We start from the raw sequence: 20,590 nt of genomic DNA on the forward strand, positions 1-20,590 counted from the left end.
CCCTGCCCCGACAACGGCGAAAACGACAGGGTGGCGCAAGCCACCCTTTTTTTGTCTCCACCCCCCAGTTTTTCACCTTTTCCTGCCTGCCCGCATCATGTTATGTGAGCGATAACAAACGTTTCACTTTCGAAATAAATCATAATGGCCCCTCACACAACAGATGCGGGCACGATCCCGGACACAGTGGACAGGAGTCGTTATGGGATGGAATCTGGGCACAATCAAGGGGCGCTATACCGCCGTTTTTCTGGGCTTCATGGCGCTGGTGTGCGCCCTGACGGTGATCGGCATCCAGATCTGGATCACCCCCGCCCTGCAAAAGGCGGGGGAGGAGAACGTGGTGCTGCGAGTCGGCGAGATAGCGACCGATATCCGTGACCAGCTCAACGGGGTGCAGACCCAGTCGCGCAGCATCACCCAACTGGTGGCACAACTGCCGAGCGAGCAGATAGATGCCCAGCTCCCGGCCCTCATCGACCAGTACGGCAACGGCATGGTCTTCGGTGGCGGCATCTGGCCCCTGCCGGACAAGCGGGAGGCGGGGCGCGCCAAGTTCAGCACCTTCTTCCACCGGGATGCGTCCAACGCCCTCATTCCCAACACCTATTGGAACTCGGCAGAGGCGCCCAACTATTTCGATCAGCCCTGGCACAAGGCTGGCCAGCAGGCGCCCCGTGGCGTCTGTGCCTGGGCCGCCGCCTACAAGGATGGCGCGAGCCAGCAGCCGAGAACCAACTGCGCCATGGGGATCTACCAGGATGGCGCCCTCTACGGGGTGTCGACCATAGACGTCACCCTGGGCTTCTTCAACGACCTGGTGGCCAAGAAAGAGCAGGAGATCGGCGGTCAGGTGATGATCATCGAGGCTGACGGCAAGATCCTGAGCCGCAACGCCCGTCTGACCGGGGATGTGGTGCTCGGCAACCTCTCCGCCCACGCCGACTATCCCTTCGCCCTCGCCATCAGCGGCCTGCTGGGCCAGGATGCGAGCAAGGGGCAGCTGCGCACCACCTTCCAGGATCAGGGTGAGGAACAGACCCTGCTGATGGAGGCCATCGAAGGGACCCCCTGGTTGCTGGCCGCCGCCCTGCCTACCCGCACCCTGACCCAGGACAGCCGGGATGTGCTCGCCACCCTGGCGAGCATCCAGCTCCCCCTGGCGGGGCTGCTGTTCGTGCTCATGGTGCTGGCCATCAGCCAGCTTGGCAGCCGCCTGCAGACCCTCAAGCTCAACATCGACGCCCTCAGCGCCGGCGACGCCGATCTGACCGCCCGCATCCAGGTCAAAGGGCATGACGAGCTGGACAACATCGCCCTGTCGGTCAACCGCTTCATCGCCTTCCTGCAACAGATGATGGTGCAGGTGACCGCCGCCACCGACCTCATCACCCGCGAGCTGGCCCAGCTCGATCAGCAGACCGGGCAGGCCAGGCGGATCCTGGGGGAACACGCCAGCGAAACCGATCAGGTCGTCACCGCCCTCAACGAACTCAGCTCCACCGCCGACAGCGTTGCCCGCCACGCCAACGACTCCGCCAGCTTCACCGAGGCCGCCAACGGTCAGGCGGCCAGCTCCCGCAAGGTGGTGGGATCGGCCTCCGCCAGCGTGGTGGCCCTCATCGACGAGGTGGATCTCGCCGCCGCCAAGGTGCTGGAGATGCAGGAAGATGCCCAGCAGATCGGCAGCGTGCTCGGGGTGATCGGCGGCATCGCCGCCCAGACCAACCTGCTGGCGCTCAACGCCGCCATCGAGGCGGCCCGGGCCGGTGAACAGGGCCGGGGCTTCGCGGTGGTGGCCGACGAGGTGCGTGCCCTCGCGGCACGCACCCAGAACAGTACCGCCGAAGTGGGCAGCATGTTGTCACGGCTCACCCAGGGGGTCGCCGAGGCCGTGGTCGCCATGGAGCAGACCAAGCGCAGTTGCCAGGCGGCGGCCGACACCACGGGGCAGGTCACCGGCGGCCTCGACACCATGGCCGACGCCGTGGTGCAGATCCACGATCTCAGCAGCCAGATCGCCACCGCTGCCGAGGAGCAGAGCCGGGTGACCGAGGAGATCAACCGCAACATGGTGAGCATTCGCGACATGCTGAACCTCCTGGTGGAGAACGGCGGCAACACGGAGCAGAGCGCCGCCACCCTGCTGGGGTCCAACCGCCAGTTGCTGGCACTGGTGCACCGCTTCAAGGTGTGAGCCTGAACACCAGGCAGCAAAAAGGGGCCCGCGGGCCCCTTTTTCATTCACCTTGCCAGGACTCAGGCCTTGTTGGCCAGGTTCAGGGTCTTCACGGTCTCGCCTTCGAACTTGATGACCACGTTCTTCTGGGCCACTTCGGAGTCTTTCAGCAGGGACTTGGTGGTCTCGGCCAGCAGCGGGGAGGCCTTGTTCAGAGCGTCCAGGTCATAGGTCCACACTTCCAGACCGGCGTCGGTCTTGGTGCTGGCCGGGGCGCCCAGCTTGTCCTTGATGGCCTGCTTGTTGGAGCCGCCTTCCTTGATGTCCAGAGCCTTCTTGATCGCTTCGTTGGAAGCGGTGTCCATGGCGTTGCCAGCCATCTCTTTGGCGGTGCTGGTGACGCTGCTGGTCACGGTGTCGGTCAGGGAATCCATCAGGCCGGCGTGGGCAACCAGAGGCAGGGCGGTCAGGGCAATCAGCAAGGACTTTTTCATGAAGATACATCTCGCAAGAATGAAAAGAGCGCGCATGAAACCAGCGGGATGAATTGGAGTCAAGAAAATCCCTTGGTCAAGCCGTATTCGGGGGGGAAAAGCCCCGTAGCGGCTCCGACCAGTGCCCTTGTCAGCCGCTGAGCTGGTCCTTGCCCGCCAGCTTGGCCCGGTAGAGCGCCCTGTCGACCCGTGCCATCAGGTGGGACACCTGCTCGTCGGGGTCGGACTCCACCAACCCGAAACTCAAGGTCACGGGCTCGATCCCCTTGACCCTGGCATGGCTCAGGCGCTGCCTCAGCTTCTCGGCCACCACCCGGGCGTCGGGCAACCGGGTATTGGGAAGCACCAGCATGAACTCGTCACCCCCCCAGCGGGCCAGCAGATCGATCTCGCGGATGCAGCCCCGAGTCAGCTGCACGATATCGATCAGAGTCTGGTCCCCCACCCCGTGGCCATGGCGATCATTGATCTGCTTGAAGTCGTCCACGTCCATGGCGATCACGGCAAAGGGCTCCTTGAAGCGCTTGGCGCGCTCATGCTCCAGCCGCACCGCCTGCTCCAGCCGATAGCGGCTGGCCGCGCCGGTCAGGGAGTCCGTCTCCGCCAGGCGGCGGTTTTCCTCCACCTGGAACTGCAATGCCTGGTTGAGCCGCTCCAGTTCGGCGGTACGCTGCGCCACCTGCTGCTCCAGGGTGCGGTTTTGCAGCTCCAGCCTGGCGTAGAGTTCCCGCTGGGCGTGGATGTTGCGGTGTGCCCCCACCATCCTGGCGACACTGCCGTCCGGGTTGCGTGCGACGATGCGGCCACAATCCGCCACCCAGAGGTAGTCACCGTTACGGCAACGGCAGCGGTATTCGGCCCGGTAGTCCGCCGCCCGCCCACTCAGGCAGGCATCGAAGCTCTCCATGACCTGCGCCAGATCGTCCGGGTGGATCAGGTTCTCCCAGGTAAAGACAGTGTTGTCGAGGGAGTGGGGCTCATACCCCAGCATCTGATACCAGCCGGGATAGCGATGGACATAGCCGGTGTTGGCATTCCAGTCCCAGAGACCGTCGCTCACGACCTCCAGCATGCCGCTCATCACGGCCTCGTCGAGGGCCGGTAGCCTTGTCATCTCATTGTCATGCAGCATGAAAACCTTCCTTGTTCTGCTACTCGGCGCCACGGATCCGCTTGTTGACCTGGCGGGAAAACCGGGCCTGCCGGTCGAGCCTTCAAGGGGGCGACTGGCCTCGACACCCCGTCATGACGGGTTATCGGCCAGGTTGCCCTCTTGTTGAACAACAGTAGCAGCCCGCACACTTTCGAGTCTTGCGCGCCGTCACGCTCCCTTCCGTTCTTCTGCCGGCCAGATTGCACCACGGCGGTGCACACCTTTGGCGCAGCCCTGCCCATATTGGGCAAGCCTCGCTGACCAGGGCTGCGATTAATAAGTAACTATATGAATAAAAAGAAAAATACTTTTCTGGCGCAATATTTGCCTTTATCTGGGTGAACCACAAGGATTGGGGATATTGCATGAAATTAATCACCGCCATCATCAAGCCGTTCAAACTCGACGACGTGCGCGAAGCCATCGCCAACCTCGGCGTCGAGGGGCTGACGGTTTCCGAGGTCAAGGGGTTTGGCCGCCAGAAGGGGCACACCGAGCTGTACCGGGGTGCCGAATACCAGGTGGATTTCCTGCCCAAGGTAAAGCTGGAGATCGCCACCCTAGCCGACAACGTCGAGCAGATCATCGAAGCCATCAGCAAGGCCGCCCACACCGGCAAGATAGGTGACGGCAAGATCTTCGTTTATGACCTGCAGGCCGCCGTGCGCATCCGCACCGGCGAGACCGACGCAGACGCCCTTTGATACGACTGGAACTGAGGAATACGACATGGAAGAGTTGATCACATCCGTCAGCGAGCTGCGCTATGCACTCGACACCTTCTACCTGCTGATCTCCGGCGTGCTGGTCATGTGGATGGCCGCCGGGTTCGCCATGCTCGAAGCCGGCCTGGTCCGCGCCAAGAACACCACCGAGATCCTGACCAAGAACATCCTGCTCTATGCCATCGCCTGCATCATGTTCCTGCTGGTCGGCTACAACATCATGTACGTGGACAACAGCGCCGGCGGCTGGCTGCCGAGCTTTGGCAGCCTGATGGGCAGCCAGGCGGACGACGCGGGCCACTCCCTGCACTCCGACTTCTTCTTCCAGGTGGTGTTCGTCGCCACCGCCACCTCCATCATCTCAGGTGCGGTGGCAGAGCGGATGAAGCTCTGGTCCTTCCTGCTGTTCTGCGTGGTGATGACCGGCTTCATCTACCCCGTGGAAGGCTACTGGAGCTGGGGTGGCGGCTTCCTGAAAGAGGCGGGCTTCTCCGACTTCGCAGGCTCCGGCATCGTCCACATGGCGGGCGCTGCCGCTGCCCTGGCCGCCGTGCTGCTGCTCGGCCCCCGTCGCGGCAAATATGGCAAGCAAGGGGAGATCTACCCCATCCCCGGCTCCAACCTGCCGCTCGCGACCCTGGGCACCCTGATCCTCTGGATGGGCTGGTTCGGCTTCAACGGTGGCTCCCAACTGGCGCTCTCCAGCGCCGCTGACGCCACCGCCATCGGCACCGTGTTCGTCAACACCAACGCCGCCGCGGCCGCCGGTGTGGTCGGCGCCCTGCTGGTCAGCAAGCTCACCTGGGGCAAGGCGGATCTCACCATGATCCTCAACGGCGCCCTCGGTGGTCTGGTCGCCATCACCGCCGACCCGGCCTCCCCCAGCCCGCTGTTCGCCAGCCTGATCGGCGCCCTGGCCGGTGCCCTGGTGGTCTACGCCATCGTCGCCTTCGATCGCCTGAAGATCGATGATCCGGTCGGTGCCATCTCGGTACACGGCGTCTGCGGCCTGTTCGGCCTGATGGTGGTGCCCTTCTCCAACACGAGCGCCACCTTCGGTGCCCAGTTGCTGGGTGCTGCCACCATCTTCGGCTGGGTCTTTGTCGTCTCCCTCGTGGTCTGGAGCCTGCTCAAGGCCACCATGGGCCTGCGGGTCAGCGAAGAGGAAGAGATGATGGGTGTGGATGTCCACGAGTGCGGCATCGATGCCTACCCCGAGTTCGTCAGCGTCAAATCCAGCATCTGAGCACGCCATCTGCTTGCGGGGCCCGGGGGACACCTCGGGCCCCGTTTTTTTGGCGGCTCGGCGCCCCTGAAGGCAGGAGGACGGTTCGAGTGATGCCACTCTGCCAAGTAGCCGGTGAACCCTCTGCTTTGCCCCCTCCCCTTTTCAAGGGGAGGGCCGGGGTATGCCGTGCCGATTGACGGATGGGGCCATGACCCCCTCCCCGCCTCCCCCTTGGCAGGGGGAGGAGCAACCAAGCGGCCATTCTCTGGACGGGTCAAATAATCGAGGTGGCAGCCACGTAGGTTCGATTAGCGAAGCGTAATCGGACGAAGGTAACGGCATTGCTCCCTTCTCCCGTTGATTAAAAAAGGAGGAGAAGGGCTGGGGATGAGGGGAAGGAAAAAAGAGATGACGCAGTAAACGTTGGGCTTCGCTTCGTTCAGCCATAACCTATATGGCCGATATAGTTGATGCTGAACCAATGAAACACAACACAGGCGATATAGGCAATGCAAAAAACTTTATATTTCCGCATATAAGGCATGAAAAACTAACATTTTCATATAAATAAATATTGACTCATCAAGGATTCTTTGATGATACTGCCTTATACATCAATCATAAAAACCACAATATAGCCAAGAGCTTGAAGATATGGATATTAGTTCTGAGTTACTAAATAACTGATCCCAATAGTGCTACACCTTCGCTGTGCCATAGCCATTCCCCGGGAAAGGAGACACGGTATCCATGAAGTGTTTCACTCGGGCCAGCAGGTTTGCCATCCCTCTGCATTGATGATTGCGCGTGATGGTTTCATGTAACTTGTGCCATAGCCGTTCTATGTGATTAACCCAAGGGCTGTAAACTGGCTGGAACACCAGGCAGAACTTGGGATTCTTCTTCAACCATCGCTCGGTCTGTTTGCTTTTGTGAATGATGTAGTTATCGAGGATCAACGTGATGGTTTTGGCTCGTCGGTAGTGGTGGCGCAGCTTTTCCAGCATGGCAATAAACAGCGATGAGTTTTTCTTGATCCCGCTGACGTAAAGTACCCTTCCGTTGCCTGCGTGGAGAACGCCTGCCAGATAATGCTTGGCATTCTGCCCCGGTGTGACAACCCGCTTTTGCTGCGCTCTGAACATCCAGTCGGCTCCTAATTTGGGATTGAGGTCTATATCGACTTCATCCTCATAAAACACCGGATTATCGGCATCACAGCGGGCCAGCGCGGCGTCGATATTCGCCATTTTTTCCTGATAGGCTGGGTCTTTTATCCGCAAGGTCGGCACGGGCCTGCGCCAGACAATGCCCATACGAGGTAACCATCGGCGGAGCGTGGAGGCTGCCACATTTAGCCCTGTTAACCGATTGATTTTTATAGCCAATAGTTCAGTACACCAACGGCTGCGCTGATAACCAAAATCTTGCGGAGAAAACTGCATGAGCAGCACCAGTAAGGTGACAATCTTGGCGATAGGTAAGACTGGGGCACGGCCAGCCGGTAAGGCTTCTAGCGCATCTATGCCTTCATCTCGATACCACCGAAGCCAACGACCGATGGTCGAGCGCGCAGCGCCGGTAAGGTGATGAACATCGGTGATCGTGCGTCCTTCATGTAACAGCAAGATGGCCATCAAGCGACGAGCATGTCCTTTATCACGGGTGGCATGGATGATTTTGTGAATGCGGCGCCGTTGTGGTCGTGGCAGAGGTGGTAGGATAGGCATCAACTCAGTCCTTTGGGTGTGGCTTGTTTTGTTTAGCGACTAATCAGATCGCACAAACTGGACTGAGTTCCCTTCCTCCGGTGATCTACTATTCGGAACAGCTATTTAGAGTTATTGAGACAGCTATTACCTGGCTTTTTAACTGCCTGGGTTTTCCACGCATTAACCGCATATCCTAAACAATCTCAGTTCGAAAGAGTAATACAAGCTTTAATTTTCACACTATTGGTTAAGGTTCTTTCGGATTCATTCAAAGAAATAACTATCTATATTGGCAGCTTTTATAAAGTTTTTGAATGGTCTACAGGGAAAGAGCTAGCGACTTCGATCATACTTGCATTTCTGTTGGGCTTAGTTCTGTCTTATTACACAAACAACTCTAAGTTTCATGGGCTCCTACAAAAATTAAAAATAACTAACCAGTCATCATTTAATAGTGAGTGGGAAGACATATTTAATAGTGTGACATCATTTGTAATATTAGACCTAAAGGATGGACGAAGAATTTTTGGTTGGCCTAGTGTGTGGCCATCAGACCCATCCAAAGGTCATATTGTTCTACAAAATCCAGAGTGGATATCAGAAAATGGTGAGTATATCCCTATGTCGAGCGCACAATTCATAGTAATAAAGGCCGAAGAAATAGAATTCGTTGAGTTTTTGAAAGAGGGTAATTCTAATGAGCAATGACCATAAAAAGCCCGTTGAAAAGTCAGGAAAAAACCCACCACCGCCATCAAATTACGTAAAACCAAAACCAACACCAACCCCTCCAACCCCAACTAAAAAGTGATGGTGATTTATGTCTGATAAAAAACCATATCCAGGCCCAGATACACAAAAGAACAGTAGAAATCCACCACCCCCAACAAGATATGAAAAGCCATCGCCAACACCACCTCCACCACCTAAGAAAAATTAACTTCAATCATGTGCTTAGCAGGCAATTACGCCTGCTAAGCACAATCACTCCCCCAGCCTCTCCGCCAATCCCGAATACCGCTCGGTCTTTTTCCGCACGGCCTGTGCCAGCAGGGCGCGATCGCCGTAGAGATCGAGGCGGGCCTTGGCGCGGGTGATGCCGGTGTAGACCAGCTCGCGGGTCAGGAGCGGGCTGGGGCTGTCGGGCAGCACCAGCACGGTGTGGGCAAACTCCGAGCCCTGGGATTTGTGGATGGTCATGGCGTAGACCGTCTCATGGGGGGGCAACCGGCTGGGCAGCAGGGCCCGCAGGGTGCCGTCCGGCTGCTCGAACCATACCTTGAGCCGCCCGGTCTCATCCGGCAGGCAGAGCCCCATGTCGCCGTTGTAGAGGCCCACCCCGTGGTCGTTGCGCACCACCATCACGGGGCGGCCCGCATACCAGTCGCCGTCACGCTGGATCAGCCCTGCCTTGGCGAGGGCCAGTTCGAGCCGCTCGTTGAGCCCCGTCACCCCGAAGGGGCCGTCCCGCAGGGCGCAGAGGATCTGGAAGCCGTTGAACGCCTTGAACACCGCCGCCGGATCCTCGCCGGCCCGGGCCGCCTTGAGGTAGCTGCCATAACCGGCCACCCCCTCTGCGATCAAGGCGTTGTAAGCCTCCCCCGCCCAGGGGTGCAGGCGGATGTCGCCAAATCCTGCGCCCCAGACCGCCTCCACTGCCGCCCCGTCGCCGCTGTTGCAGGCCCGCGCCAACTGGCCGATGCCCGAATGCTGGTCAAAGCGCCAGCTCTTGGAGAGCAAACAGAGGCTGTCGCGCACGCTGGCCCCTGATGGCGTGCCTTGCAGGCGATAGCCGGTCTGGCGGGAGAGCCAATCCGCCTGCGCGGGGCTGATGCCCTGTTCGATAAAGCTGCAGATATCCCCGAGCACGGCCCCCGCCTCCACCGAGGCGAGCTGATCCTTGTCGCCGAGCAGGATGAGGCGGGCATGGCTCGGCAGCGCATCCAGCAGGCGCGCCATCATGGGCAGGTCCACCATGGAGGCCTCGTCCACCACCAGCAGGTCGAGGTGCAGCGGGTTGCCTCTGTGATGGCGGAACTGGCTGCGCCCGGGGATCACCCCGAGCAGCCGGTGCAGGGTGCCCGCCTCGGTGGGGATGGCCTCCACCCACTCGGGGGGCAAGTCCAGCGCCTGCAGGGCAGCGCCGATACTCTCGGTCAGACGCGCCGCCGCCTTGCCGGTGGGGGCCACCAGCCGGATCGCCGGGGCCTTGCCCCCTTGCAGGCCGGTCTCCACCAGGATGGCGAGGAGCTTGGCCACCGTGGTGGTCTTGCCGGTGCCGGGGCCGCCGGAGATGACCGCGAAGGGACGCGCCGCCGCCGTGGCCGCCGCCAGCTTCTGGCCGTTGCAGCAGAGCGCCTCGGGCACCAGGGTATCCAGCCGCTCCAGCTCGCTGGCCGCCTGGGCGCTCTTTAGCAGGGTCTCCACGGCGGGCCACTCCACCTCATGGGGGAAGACCAGATCCAGGTACTTCTCCACAAAGTGGCGGACGGAGAAATCCGGCGCGAGGCGGGCCTTGAGCAGGGCCCCGAATACCAGGCCGTAGTCGCGGGCAAAGAGGCGTGACAGGGCCGGGGCAATCTCCGGCCATTCGGTCCGTTCACTCAAGGCGCTAAGGTGGCGGGCCACCCCCAGCTCAAAGTCGTGGTAGCGGGTGAGGTAGAGGCGCTCCCCCCAGAGTCGCAGGGGCCAGCGGGGGAGCTCTCCCTCCTCCTGTTCGCTCCCCACCAGGGGGCTGGCCGCAAAGAGGGCGGGCCAGCTCGCGGGATCCGCGAGATCCGCCAGCAGATCCCGGCTCTGATCCGGATCCAGCCCGAAGGGGCGCGAGGATCCCTGCCCGTCACCGCCCTGAGCGAGCATCGCCAGCGGCAGGCAGACATGGCCGCGCCCCAGCTCATGGCAGGCGAGTGCGGCCCCCAGCACCAGCTCGGGGCTGCCGCCCAGGTCGGCCACCAGCCTGGCAAATTGCAGGTCAAGCTGGCGGATGCGCCCCGCCAGCGCCAAGGCTTTCAGCCGCTCTATCATGGTTTCGCCCTTCATCTCGCCCCTCATGCCTCTGCCTTGTTCGATTTTTCTAAACGATGATCGTCAGACGTCACACCTTTACTAAACAACTCGTCCAGCCCCAGCACCAGTTCCCGGCTGGGCCGGGCATGGAAAATGCCCCCCCGGGGCATGCCGCGCAGGAAGAGATAGAAGACCCCGCCAAAATGCCGGTCGAAATCGTAGCCCGGCAGCCGCAAGGCGAGCAGCCGATGCAGGGCCAGGGAATAGAGCTGGTATTGCAGATCGTAGCGATGCTCGCGCATGGCCCGCTCCAGGGCCGGGCGGCCGTAATCGGCGGGGCTCATGCCAAGGTGGTTCGATTTGTAGTCGAGCAGATACCAGCGCCCCTGCCACTCGAACACCAGGTCGATGAAGCCCTTGAGCATCCCCTGCACGGTGGCAAAACCAAGCGGCTTGCCGTCCCGCGACAGGGGGTCGTGCTGCTGGCAGAGTGCGGTCAGCGCCGGTGCCGTCACCCGCCCCATGGGCAGGAAGAACTCCAGCTCCACCTGTTTGCGCTCGGGGGCCAGATCCCGCAGCCGCACCGGATCCCCAAGGCCGGTCTCAAGGGGGGTATCCAGCACCGCCTCCACCTGCTGTTGCAGCACGGGGGCCCAGCCTTCGTCGAACCCCTCCTGGGTCAGCAGGGCGGCGATGTGCTGTGCCAGCGACTCGCCCTTCGCGTGCTCGAAGTCGATGGTCTCGAACAGGCTGTGGAGCAGGGTGCCGGGACGCGCCCCTTTCGGGAAGGTGAAGATGGAAGGGGCGGGCGCCTCCTCTTCCTGCACGGTGACGGCAGCCTCGGTGGCCACCTCGTCGTCGAAGCCGGGGTTGGCCAGCACCCCCTTGCCGTGGCCGTTGCCCTGGGCCGCGAGCCCGGAGTAGGAGCTGATCCACCAGTCCCGCTCAAGCTGCCCCTGGAACGCGCGCACGGTGGGCTCCCCCGGCGTCTCCGCCTCGGCGGGCAGCGGGGCCGGGCGGGTGAGCGAGGGCTCACCGACGGCCACCCCCGGCAGGGCCTGGGCCAGGTCGGTGAGGGCGGTCGCCAGTGTCCCGGCGTCCCCCTCCTCCCCCTTTTGCAGCAGGTAGCCGATGGCGGTGCGGTGCAGGTCGGTCTTCTCCGACTTGCCCGCCCCGGAACGCACCGGCGCCAGCCCGAGCCAGGTGGCATAGACCCCCCGGGTCAGGGCCACGTAAAGCAGGCGCAAGTCTTCGGCGAGGCGCTCCTTGTCGGCCTCGGCCAGGGACTCTTCGGCGCCGGTGAGATCGAGCACGGTGCGATTGCCCGCCTCCCCCGTTTCGTGGAACAGGGGGGTGTCGGCGGCGCGGTGGCTGCAAATGAACGGCAGGAAGACCAGCGGGTACTCCAGCCCCTTGGATTTGTGGATGGTGACGATCTGCACCAGCTTGCGCTCGGACTCCAGGCGAAGTATCTGCTCCCCGTCCTGGCCGTTGGGCTGGCTCACCGCCTCCCCGAGCCAGCGCAGCAGGGCGTACTCCCCGTCCAGCTCGCCGCTCGCCTGTTGCAGCAACTCGCCGAGATGGAGGAAGTTGGTCAGTCGCCGCTCCCCGTAGGGGCTCGCCAGCAGGGAGGCGGCGAGGTTGCGCCCGTGCATCAGGGCCCGCAGCATGGCCAGCACCCCGTGGCGATGCCAGACCGCGCGGTATCCCATGAACTCCTGCACCGCGCTCTCCCAGGCCCGCTCGTCCGAGGCCAGCGCGTCCAGGGCCCTGGCATCGAGATCGAACAGGCCGGTGGCGAGCGCCGCCCGCAGGCTTCGCTCATCGCTCGGGTTCTGGCAGGCGTGCAGGATCAGCAGGATCTCCCGCGCCTCCACCTGGGCCAGCACGCTCTCGCGGTTCGACAGATAGACGGAGGCGATGGCAAGGCGCGCCAGCTCCTGCTGCACCAGCTTGCCCTCGGCGCCGGTGCGCACCAGCACGGCGATATCCCCGGCCCTGACCGGCTCGCTGCCGAGCATCGCCTTGCCCTCCCGGGCCAGCGTGAGCAGGCGATGGATCTCCGCCGCCGTGGCGCGGGCCATCCTGCTCTGGTACTCCCCCTTGTTGAAGGTGGGCTGACCGGTCAGCTGCCAGCAGTGCAGCACGGGGGCGCTCTGCCCCTCGATCAGCAGTGCCCGGCTCTTGCCCTGCGCCTCCACCGGCAGGAAGGGGATGTCCGCCTCGTAGATGAAGGGATCCTTCGCCCGCTCGAACAGGCCGTTGACCGCCGCCACCAGGGCGCGGCTTGAGCGCCAGTTGCGCCCCAGGGTGTAGTGGGCGCTCACATTTCGCCGCGCCTGGATGTAGGTGAAGATGTCGGCGCCACGAAAGCCGTAGATGGCCTGCTTGGGGTCGCCGATCATCAGGAGCGCCGTGTCCTGGTGACCGCCGTAAAGGCGATGGAAGATGCGGTACTGCTGGGGGTCTGTATCCTGGAATTCATCGATCATGGCGACCCGGTAGGTGGCGCGGATGCGCTCGCACAGCCGCTCCCCCAGGCCCGAGCCGAGCGCCCCGTCGAGATCCCGCAGCAGATCGTCGAAGGAGAGCTGATGGGCCTGGCGCTTGCTCTCCTGCATCCGGCTGCGCACCACCCTGGCCGCCCGCTGCAAGACGAGATCCCGGATGCCGGGTCGGCTCGCCAGCAGGGCGTCTATCTCGCCAAAGAGCGGCAGGGTGGGCACCGTTCCCCCCTTCTTGAGGTTCTCCTCCAGCGCCTGCTGGCCGAAGCGCTCCAGCTCCTTGGGCAGGACGTAGCCGCTGGTCTCGTCCTGCGCCCAGTCGCCAATCTTGGCAAGCCAGCCCTCGTAGTTCTTGCCGGTGTAACGGCTGATCTGCCCCTCGGTCTGGCGGCGGATCTCGTCCGTCTGCGCCAGCCACCCGGCCTTCACCGCCCCGATGCGGGCCATGGCGACGCTGTGCCGCGCCGCCAGGGTCTCGTCCCCCGCCACCGGGCGGATCTCCAGCTCGTCGTTGTCGAGCCAGCTCCCCATCTCCCGCAGCAGGGCGGCGGGGCTCGGCCAGAGCCTTCGCACCGCCCGGGCCAGGGGCTGATCCACCGGATAGAACTCGGCGCGCCAGTAGTCACTCACCGCCTGCAGCCGGAGCCGGCTGTCGTCGGTCAAAAATTCGGTTTCAAAGAGGGCGCCCGACTCGAAGGCGTTCTGCCTGAGCATCCGCTGGCAGAAGCCGTGGATGGTGAAGACCGCCGCCTCGTCCATCTGCCGCTCGGCGGCCAGCAGGCGACGGGCTGCCAGATCGTGATCCTCCACCTCCGCCAGCAGTTGGGCCAGCAGGGTATCCGTGCTGTGACCGCGCATAAAGGCGAGACGCGCCTCGTGGATGCGGGCGCGGATCCGCCCCCTCAGTTCGGCGGTGGCCGCCTCGGTAAAGGTCACCACCAGGATCTCGGTCACCGACAGGGGCCGCTCGTGGGCACAGGGCTGACCGGCGTCTCCCCCCTCCTCGCCTGCTTGTTCGATAACCGGGCCGTGGCCCAGCAAGAGGCGCAGATAGAGGCCCGCGATGGTATAGGTCTTGCCGGTCCCGGCGGAGGCCTCGATCAGCCGCTCGCCATAGAGGGGAAAACGCAGGGGATTGAGCGGGTTAGCCATTATTGCAACTCCTCCAGCGCCTGATGGAGCGGGGTCAGGTGTTCACGGGCCAACCCCTGCAACTGGGCCAGCACCTCGTCATCGAGTTCCGGGAAGCAGCGGGCGACATAGACGTCCTGCCCCTCTCCCGTCACCATGTAGCCGCCGTTGAAGCGGGCAAGTGCCGCCTTGTCGGCCTCCTCCGGCTTTGCCGGATCCTTCTCGATCGCCTTGAACCACTCCCAGGCGGTGCTCGGGAAGAAGGGCAGCGGCCGCTTCATCCCCTGGGTCCAGAGGGCCACCAGGGCCGCCAACCTGGGCCGCGCCTCGTCCGCCGCAAGCCTCGGCAGCCGCAGACTCTGTTTGGCATCGAACAGCAGGGTGTCGCCGGGGGCGCTGCTCAATGAGAGGCAAAGGTGCTGGATCCAGGCCAGCAGCAGATCCTTGCCGTTGAAGCTGCCGGGTTTGACCACCAGCGCTCGTCCCTTCTGGGTGTCTATCCAGCCCTGAAGCTGCCCCTGGGCCAGGGCGATGTCGATCTCCACCGCCTGTTTGTCCCCCGTCCAGGGGCGCAGCCGCGCCGCCAGCTTGCCCATCTCGCCGTCGATCTCCTCCAGCAGCAGGCTGCCAAACCACCCTTGCGGCAGCAGGCCGGAGAGTTGCAGCCGGTGGCGACGGGCCTCGCTCTCCCCTTCGGTCAGATGAGCTTCCAGCAGCAGCGCCTTGAGCTGATAGTGCTGCAGGCCGTCCAGCTCGAAGGGCTCGCTGTCTTCGATGGTCGCCTCCTCCAGCTCGAACCACACCTTGAGGCGGCGGTTGAGGAAGTACCTGGCGGGCTGGCGATAGAAGCGCAGCAGCTCCGCCAGCTCCAGCCCCTGCTCCCTGCCCCACTCCGCGGGCAGGGGCAGATCGCCGCTCTGGAAGTTGGCGGCACCCCGCTCCGGGCTCAGTGCCGGCAGCCAGTCGGCGGCATAGGTGAAGAGACCGGAGCCGGGTTCGGGGTAAAAGTAGGCCGGGCTGTAGGGGGTGAGGGGGTGCGCCACGATCAGGTGTTCGAGCAGCCGCCGGCCCGAGGTGTCGTCGTCGAGATCTTCATCCCCCGCCAGCACGAAGCCCTGGCGCGCGTAGTCGATGAGCTCCGCCAGCAGCACGGAGGGCACCTTCTCGCTGTTGTCCTGGGCGCTGAACCCCTGATAGCTGATGTAGAGCCCCTGCTGGGCACTGAGGAGCGCCTCGAGGAAGAGGTAGCGGTCGTCATCCCGGCGGGATCGGTCCCCGCGCCGCGAGGCCACCGCCATCAGATCGAAGCCCATGGGGGGCAGGGTGCGCGGGTAGACGCCGTCGTTCATACCGAGCAGGCAGACCTGGCGGAAGGGGATGGAGCGCATCGGCATCAGGGTGCAGAAGTTGACCTGACCGGCGAGGAAGCGCTGGCTGGAGCGGGACTCCCCCAGCACGCTGCCGAGGTAGTCCTGCAACAGGTCGGCACTGATGGCCTGCTCGAAGCGGGCCTCGCCGAGCTGGGCCTGCCAGTCGGTGAGCTGGCTGCGGATGAGCTGGAGCTGGCGCTCTTCATCCTCGTCGGCAAGATAGAAGCGCTCCAGCAGCGCCAGCAGGCAGGCGTGCCATTCGGCCAGCGGCTGCGCCTGTTGCAGCCGGGGCAGAAATTCCGCGAGCGAATCGATAAACCAGGCGAGCTTGCCGAGGATCAGCCCCTGCTGCCCCTCGATGTCCGCATAGGGCAGGATCCCCGCCACCGGCTCCCCGTCCCCCATGGCAAAGCCCAGCAGCATGCGCCTCAGGCCGAACAGCCAGCTGTTGCCGGACAGACGCGGCAGCGCGAAGCGCTCGGGATAGTCGTCATCCAGCCCCCAGCGGATGCCGGTCTCCTGGACCCAGCGCCGCAGCACGTTGAACTCGTCGTCGTCCAGCTCGAAGCGGCGCAGCACGGCGGGCACCTCCAGGATGGCGAGCAGCTCCCCCGCCCCGAAGCGGGCGTTCGGCAGCCTGAGCAGGGCGAGGAAACTTTGCAGCAGCGGGCTCTCCTGGCTCGCCGCCCGATCGGAGATCGCAAAGGGGATCTGGCCGCGGGCCCCGCCCCGCCCCTTGCCGCCCTCCTTGCCAAAGACGGCCTGGATGTAGGGGCCGTAGCTGTTGACGTCCGGCATCATCACCACCACGTCTTTGGGGGTGAGGGTGGGATCCTGCTCGAACAGGGCCAGCAGCCGGTCGTGCAGCACCTCGAGCTCCCGCATGGGGCCGTGGCAGGCGTGGATCTGCAAAGTGCCGTCATCCAGGCTGACAGGGCTCTTGTGGTGGCTGGCATCGAGATTGAACTCGCCGGCCCCCCGTTCCGCCAGCTCCAGCACGTCTTTCTGGATGGCCCGCAGCAAGGTGACCTTGCCCTCATCGTCGCGATCCTCGATGTCGACGAAGGCCTCGATCTGCGGCACCTCCAGCTCCATCAGCTGGTGCAGGTAGTCGCGCCCCAGCTTGCCCATGGAGGCGAGCAAGGGGTTGGCGGGACCCTGCAGGGTCTCGAGATCCGTGCCGGGCTTGAGCTTGTTTTCGAGGCGCGCCAGGGTCTTGCGATCGAGCAAGTCCCCCCAGTAGTAGCGGCAGGGGTTGGTCACAAACAGGTGCACCTCCACCTCGGGGCGGCTGCCGAGGGCCAGCAGGGCCTCCACATAGCGGGGCGGCAGGGCCGAGATGCCGAACACGAAGACCCGTTGCGGCAGCCTGCCCGGCAGATCCCGGGTGCGCTCCAGCTCGTGGATGAAGGCCTCGTAGAGGTTGGCGCGGTGGTAGCCGCTGGGGCTGAGGGCCAGGGTGCGGGCCACCAGCTCGCGCCAGAGCTCGGGCTGCCAATCCTGACCGCTCACTCCGGCCAGCTCCTGGCTCAATCCTTCCCCCTCTTCCCAGCGAGCGATCCAGTCCGGCCGGTAGACCAGATACTGGTCGAACAGATCCGCCACCTTCTGGCAGAGCTGCCAGAGCCGCACCTGCTCCGGCGCCGCCCCGTCACTGCCCCCCAGATAGGCCGCGAGGGGCGCAAAGGCGGGTCTGCCGAGCAGAGTGGGCAGAATGGTCATCAGGTGCCAGCTCATGGCCCCCTTGTTGTAGGGGCTCTGGCGGGGCACGTCCGCCAGCACCCGGGTGAACATCTCCCAGATGAAACTCGCGGGCAGGGGAAAGTCGATGTTGGCGGCGATGCCGAACGCCTTGGCCAGCTCCAGCTTGAGCCACTGGGCCATGCCGGGACTCTGCACCAGGATCTGCTCCCGATCGAAGGGGTGGGAGAGCGGAGCCTGCCGGATGCGGCTCACCAGCAGCTCCTTGAGCAGATCCAGCTGATTGGAGTGGTAGAGGGTAAACATGGACGACTCCCGCCAATTTCATGAAGAGGGGGTGCGCGGGGGGACACTCTCTGGCATTCCCGTCACGGCACGCGAATCGGGATTGTCGGGGATCGGGGGATAAGATGCAAAAGGCACTTGTGGCGTCCGGACTGCGCGCCGTCACACAGATGGCATCCCCGGGAAGCGGGCACAAAAAAGCCGGTGCAGGGCACCGGCCAAAAGGCGTTGGAAAACTTGAAACGTCAGGGTATTACCAGTGCTTGCCGAGGCGGGCATCCAGGCTGAAAGCCCCTGCACCGGCCGCCGCCAGGGCCAGGAAACCACCGGCCACGGAGACGTTCTTCATGAACATCAGCATCTGCATCTGCTCGGCAGGCTGATAGTGGAAGATGAAGGCGGCCATCAGGGTGAAACCGGCCAGCAGCACGGAGAGGCTGCGGGTAAACAGGCCCAGCATGATGGCAAGACCGCCACCCAGCTCCAGCAGGATCACCAGGGGCAGCATGAACCCGGGCACGCCCATGGCTTCCATGTAACCCTGGGTACCGGCGTAACCGCCGATCTTGCCCCAGCCAGCCATCACGAACATCAGCGCCAGCAGTACACGACCCACCAGCAGTGCCACATCTTTCATCTTGTCCATCGTCATATTCCTTTGCTTACCATCATGGTATTTACAGTGTAAAAGCTAATTGTTAACTCATTCATTTCGCCAAGATTTTTCTATCAAGGCAGGTCAAACAGCAGGGCTTCACTCCCCCTGGAGGCGGTGAGCACCCAGCTCGACTCGTCGCGGCTGAGCAGCCCGTCGCCGGGTCGGGCTGCCAGACCGTTGCCGGTCAGCTCCCCTGAAATCATGTGCAGGTAACCATGACGCCCTTGCAGTGCCCACTCCAGGGTCTCCCCTTCTGCGAGCTGCAGACGCCACACTCTGGCCTGCTGGCGGATCCTGAAGGATCCCGCCTCGCCATCCGGTGACGCCACCAGCGTCATCCCGGGCTTGTTTTCAATCTTCTTCTGCTGATAACCCGGGGTCGTGCCGTGTTCATTCGGCTCGATCCAGATTTGCAGCAGGGAGAGCGGCTCGGTCTGCGAGGGGTTGTACTCGCTGTGCCGGATGCCGGACCCTGCGCTCATCAGCTGGAAATCCCCCGCCGGGATCTGCTCGGCGTGGCCGAGGCTGTCCTTGTGCTCTATGGTGCCTTGCAGCACGCAGGTGAGGATCTCCATGTTGGCGTGAGGGTGGGTCGCGAAACCGCCACCCGGCGCCACCCGATCCTGATTGATGACCCGCAGGGCAGAGTGTCCCATCCATTCCGGGTCATAGTAGTGACCGAAGGAGAAGCTGTGACGGGCATCCAGCCAGCCAAAGTTGGCCTTGCCCCGTGCTTCTGCGGCTCTCAATTTCATCATGGTGTGCTCCTCACTGACCAAGTTGGTTCATTAACGCTGGCGACCGTCACCCAGACCGAAGGGGATGCGGTAGCTGCTGCTTTCGTTGCCCAGGCTCACCGTCAGCTTGCCCTGGGTGCGGCTCGGGATGGCGACCTGCTGGGTGCCCATCAGGTTGGCGTGGACGGAAGCCAGCAGATCACCGGACTCGTCGCGCACCTCCAGCATGGGGTTGGCCTTGCCGTCCATCGCGGCGGTGGCGCTCCAGTTGACGAACAGCACGCCCGGGGCGGCATTGAAGTCAGCGGGAACGGAAGCCTGGGCGGCACCTGCGGTCATCAGGCCTGCAACGGCCAGCATCTTGATTGCGTTTTTCATGTTCATTCACTCTCTTGGGTTTTATGTCATTGCCAAGGCCCCTTGGGCCCGAATCAATGCATCCATGCAAGAGATCATTCAAATACTATGTTGTTCTTTTGCTGACATCAGACATCGTGTTTGGGGATGTCTCAGCCCGGAACTACCTTTTATTTGGCTGCCAGGCGTTCCTGCCTAAGCGTTGATTGAATATTAAAGTGACTTCCCCTAAGTTGTTAGCGAGATAATCTGGTAAACACATTCAAAAAAATTGAAGGTTGGATATGGCCAAGGAATCGAACAAGGAGCGGGCGCTGACCCTGGAGGCGATCCGGGTGCTGGACGCCATCGACCGCCGTGGCAGCTTCGCGGCGGCGGCCGACGAGCTGGGCAAGGTGCCTTCGGCGCTGAGCTACACGGTACAAAAGCTGGAAGACGAGCTGGACGCCATGCTGTTCGACCGCAGCGGCCACAGGACCAAGTTCACCCCGGCGGGCCGCATGCTGCTGGAGCGGGGCCGGGTGCTGCTGGAGGCGGCCGAGCACCTGGTGGGGGAGACCCGGGCCCTCTCCCGTGGCTGGGAGACCGACATCACCATCGCCGTCGATGCCTTGATGCCGGTACAGGCTCTCTACCCCCTGGTGGATCGGCTGGCCGAACAGACCGATACCCGGCTGAGGTTTCGCGCCGAGGTGCTGGCGGGCAGTTGGGAGTGCCTAGAGGATGGCCGCGCCGACCTGCTCATCTCCTCTCTCAATGCCGATATCGCCATGACCGGCATCAAGCACCAGGTGCTCAGGGAGGAGGTGATGCTCTACGTCGCCCACCCCGATCACCCCCTGCATCAGGAACCCGAGCCCCTGGCGGACGAGACCCTGCGCCGCTACCGCGCCATCGCGGTGGCCGACACGGCACTGCGCAAGCCGGTGCTCACCTACCGCCTGCTCGACAAGCAGCCGCGCCTGACCGTCAGCACCATGGGGGAGAAGCGGGACGCCCTGCTGGCGGGGCTCGGCATCGGCACCATGCCGCAACGCTGGATTGAAGAGGACATCAAGGCGGGCAGACTCAAAGTGATCAGTCCCGAATATCGCCACCAGATCCAGGTCGTGCTGGCCTGGCGGCGAGACACCATGGGTAAGGCCAAGAGCTGGCTGGTGCGGGAGATCCCCAAGCTGTTTGCCGGTCAGGGGGAATAAAGGACTGCCTTCCGGGGTCGGTGGCGCAGGAAGTACCAAAACTGCGCCCCATTCTTGACGACGGGCTCAGATTCGGAGAAAAGAAAAAAAGCGGACCTCTTGCGAGTTCCGCTCAATGCCAGGAAAGAATAAAACCTTGCGGTTAAAAAAA

Annotated in this window: 14 protein-coding genes; 5 read left to right on the top strand and 9 right to left on the bottom strand. The window is 63.1% G+C overall.

Features of this window, described 5'->3' with window-relative positions:
• Nucleotides 1-202 precede the first annotated feature (202 nt).
• Nucleotides 203-2,197 carry a methyl-accepting chemotaxis protein gene (locus tag H7R73_RS20960; protein WP_103259434.1) on the top strand — a complete coding sequence of 665 codons (1,995 nt, stop codon included), beginning with the start codon at nucleotides 203-205 and terminating at the stop codon, nucleotides 2,195-2,197.
• Nucleotides 2,198-2,259: 62 nt separating this feature from the next.
• Here the strand turns inward: H7R73_RS20960 and H7R73_RS20965 are convergent, their stop codons facing one another.
• Nucleotides 2,260-2,673: a hypothetical protein gene (locus H7R73_RS20965; protein ID WP_010675902.1), complete on the bottom strand. Its 414-nt coding sequence runs from the start codon at nucleotides 2,671-2,673 to the stop codon at nucleotides 2,260-2,262.
• Nucleotides 2,674-2,803: 130 nt separating this feature from the next.
• On the bottom strand, nucleotides 2,804-3,805 hold the full coding sequence (locus H7R73_RS20970) for a sensor domain-containing diguanylate cyclase (RefSeq protein ID WP_039040121.1): 1,002 nt from the start codon (nucleotides 3,803-3,805) through the stop codon (nucleotides 2,804-2,806).
• A gap of 386 nt (nucleotides 3,806-4,191) precedes the next feature.
• Here H7R73_RS20970 and glnK point away from each other — a divergent pair, with 386 nt between their 5' ends.
• Both glnK and H7R73_RS20980 read left to right on the top strand, forming a co-directional pair.
• A complete protein-coding gene (glnK, locus tag H7R73_RS20975; protein ID WP_010675904.1) occupies nucleotides 4,192-4,530 on the top strand; it encodes a P-II family nitrogen regulator in 339 nt (112 codons plus the stop codon).
• A gap of 25 nt (nucleotides 4,531-4,555) precedes the next feature.
• Complete coding sequence (locus H7R73_RS20980; RefSeq protein ID WP_042864817.1) at nucleotides 4,556-5,797, top strand: ammonium transporter; 1,242 nt, start codon at nucleotides 4,556-4,558, stop codon at nucleotides 5,795-5,797.
• A gap of 680 nt (nucleotides 5,798-6,477) precedes the next feature.
• On the opposite strand, the gene H7R73_RS20985 is transcribed toward H7R73_RS20980, so the two are convergent.
• Nucleotides 6,478-7,509 carry an IS630-like element ISAhy2 family transposase gene (locus H7R73_RS20985; protein WP_001809438.1) on the bottom strand — a complete coding sequence of 344 codons (1,032 nt, stop codon included), beginning with the start codon at nucleotides 7,507-7,509 and terminating at the stop codon, nucleotides 6,478-6,480.
• Nucleotides 7,510-7,623: 114 nt separating this feature from the next.
• On the opposite strand from H7R73_RS20985, the gene H7R73_RS20990 reads away from it, so the two are divergent.
• Nucleotides 7,624-8,199, top strand: a complete 576-nt coding sequence (locus tag H7R73_RS20990) for a DUF6338 family protein (RefSeq protein ID WP_182951404.1) — start codon at nucleotides 7,624-7,626, stop codon at nucleotides 8,197-8,199.
• A 276-nt stretch (nucleotides 8,200-8,475) separates the two neighbouring features.
• Here H7R73_RS20990 and recD read toward each other — a convergent pair whose 3' ends face one another.
• From recD to H7R73_RS21020, 6 genes are all read right to left on the bottom strand, one after another.
• The gene (recD, locus tag H7R73_RS20995; protein ID WP_103260894.1) at nucleotides 8,476-10,530 is read right to left on the bottom strand and encodes an exodeoxyribonuclease V subunit alpha; all 2,055 of its coding nucleotides are present in this window, start codon (nucleotides 10,528-10,530) and stop codon (nucleotides 8,476-8,478) included.
• An 8-nt stretch (nucleotides 10,531-10,538) separates the two neighbouring features.
• Nucleotides 10,539-14,153: an exodeoxyribonuclease V subunit beta gene (recB, locus tag H7R73_RS21000; protein ID WP_103260895.1), complete on the bottom strand. Its 3,615-nt coding sequence runs from the start codon at nucleotides 14,151-14,153 to the stop codon at nucleotides 10,539-10,541.
• Complete coding sequence (gene recC / locus H7R73_RS21005; RefSeq protein ID WP_103260896.1) at nucleotides 14,153-17,509, bottom strand: exodeoxyribonuclease V subunit gamma; 3,357 nt, start codon at nucleotides 17,507-17,509, stop codon at nucleotides 14,153-14,155. The genes recB and recC overlap by 1 nt, the downstream gene beginning before the upstream one ends.
• A gap of 232 nt (nucleotides 17,510-17,741) precedes the next feature.
• Entirely contained in the window at nucleotides 17,742-18,134 is a 393-nt protein-coding gene (locus H7R73_RS21010) for a DoxX family protein (RefSeq protein WP_010675909.1), read from the bottom strand.
• Between the two features lie 83 nt (nucleotides 18,135-18,217).
• On the bottom strand, nucleotides 18,218-18,904 hold the full coding sequence (locus H7R73_RS21015) for a pirin family protein (RefSeq protein ID WP_010675910.1): 687 nt from the start codon (nucleotides 18,902-18,904) through the stop codon (nucleotides 18,218-18,220).
• A 30-nt stretch (nucleotides 18,905-18,934) separates the two neighbouring features.
• Nucleotides 18,935-19,267: a hypothetical protein gene (locus H7R73_RS21020; protein ID WP_010675911.1), complete on the bottom strand. Its 333-nt coding sequence runs from the start codon at nucleotides 19,265-19,267 to the stop codon at nucleotides 18,935-18,937.
• Between the two features lie 257 nt (nucleotides 19,268-19,524).
• On the opposite strand from H7R73_RS21020, the gene H7R73_RS21025 reads away from it, so the two are divergent.
• A complete protein-coding gene (locus H7R73_RS21025) occupies nucleotides 19,525-20,439 on the top strand; it encodes a LysR family transcriptional regulator (RefSeq protein WP_010675912.1) in 915 nt (304 codons plus the stop codon).
• Nucleotides 20,440-20,590: the final 151 nt, after the last annotated feature.

Source organism: Aeromonas sp. WP2-W18-CRE-05, from assembly GCF_014168615.1.
Lineage (GTDB): Bacteria > Pseudomonadota > Gammaproteobacteria > Enterobacterales > Aeromonadaceae > Aeromonas > Aeromonas caviae.

Excerpts from the sequence above, each read along its gene's own strand:
- recC (WP_103260896.1), bottom strand. The coding sequence starts at position 17,509 with ATGTTTACCCTCTACCACTCCAATCAGCTGGATCTGCTCAAGGAGCTG.
- H7R73_RS21010 (WP_010675909.1), bottom strand. The coding sequence starts at position 18,134 with ATGGACAAGATGAAAGATGTGGCACTGCTGGTGGGTCGTGTACTGCTG.
- H7R73_RS20985 (WP_001809438.1), bottom strand. The coding sequence starts at position 7,509 with ATGCCTATCCTACCACCTCTGCCACGACCACAACGGCGCCGCATTCAC.
- H7R73_RS20970 (WP_039040121.1), bottom strand. The coding sequence starts at position 3,805 with ATGCTGCATGACAATGAGATGACAAGGCTACCGGCCCTCGACGAGGCC.
- H7R73_RS20965 (WP_010675902.1), bottom strand. The coding sequence starts at position 2,673 with ATGAAAAAGTCCTTGCTGATTGCCCTGACCGCCCTGCCTCTGGTTGCC.
- glnK (WP_010675904.1), top strand. The coding sequence starts at position 4,192 with ATGAAATTAATCACCGCCATCATCAAGCCGTTCAAACTCGACGACGTG.
- H7R73_RS21020 (WP_010675911.1), bottom strand. The coding sequence starts at position 19,267 with ATGAACATGAAAAACGCAATCAAGATGCTGGCCGTTGCAGGCCTGATG.
- recD (WP_103260894.1), bottom strand. The coding sequence starts at position 10,530 with ATGAAGGGCGAAACCATGATAGAGCGGCTGAAAGCCTTGGCGCTGGCG.
- H7R73_RS20960 (WP_103259434.1), top strand. The coding sequence starts at position 203 with ATGGGATGGAATCTGGGCACAATCAAGGGGCGCTATACCGCCGTTTTT.
- recB (WP_103260895.1), bottom strand. The coding sequence starts at position 14,153 with ATGGCTAACCCGCTCAATCCCCTGCGTTTTCCCCTCTATGGCGAGCGG.
- H7R73_RS21015 (WP_010675910.1), bottom strand. The coding sequence starts at position 18,904 with ATGATGAAATTGAGAGCCGCAGAAGCACGGGGCAAGGCCAACTTTGGC.
- H7R73_RS21025 (WP_010675912.1), top strand. The coding sequence starts at position 19,525 with ATGGCCAAGGAATCGAACAAGGAGCGGGCGCTGACCCTGGAGGCGATC.
- H7R73_RS20980 (WP_042864817.1), top strand. The coding sequence starts at position 4,556 with ATGGAAGAGTTGATCACATCCGTCAGCGAGCTGCGCTATGCACTCGAC.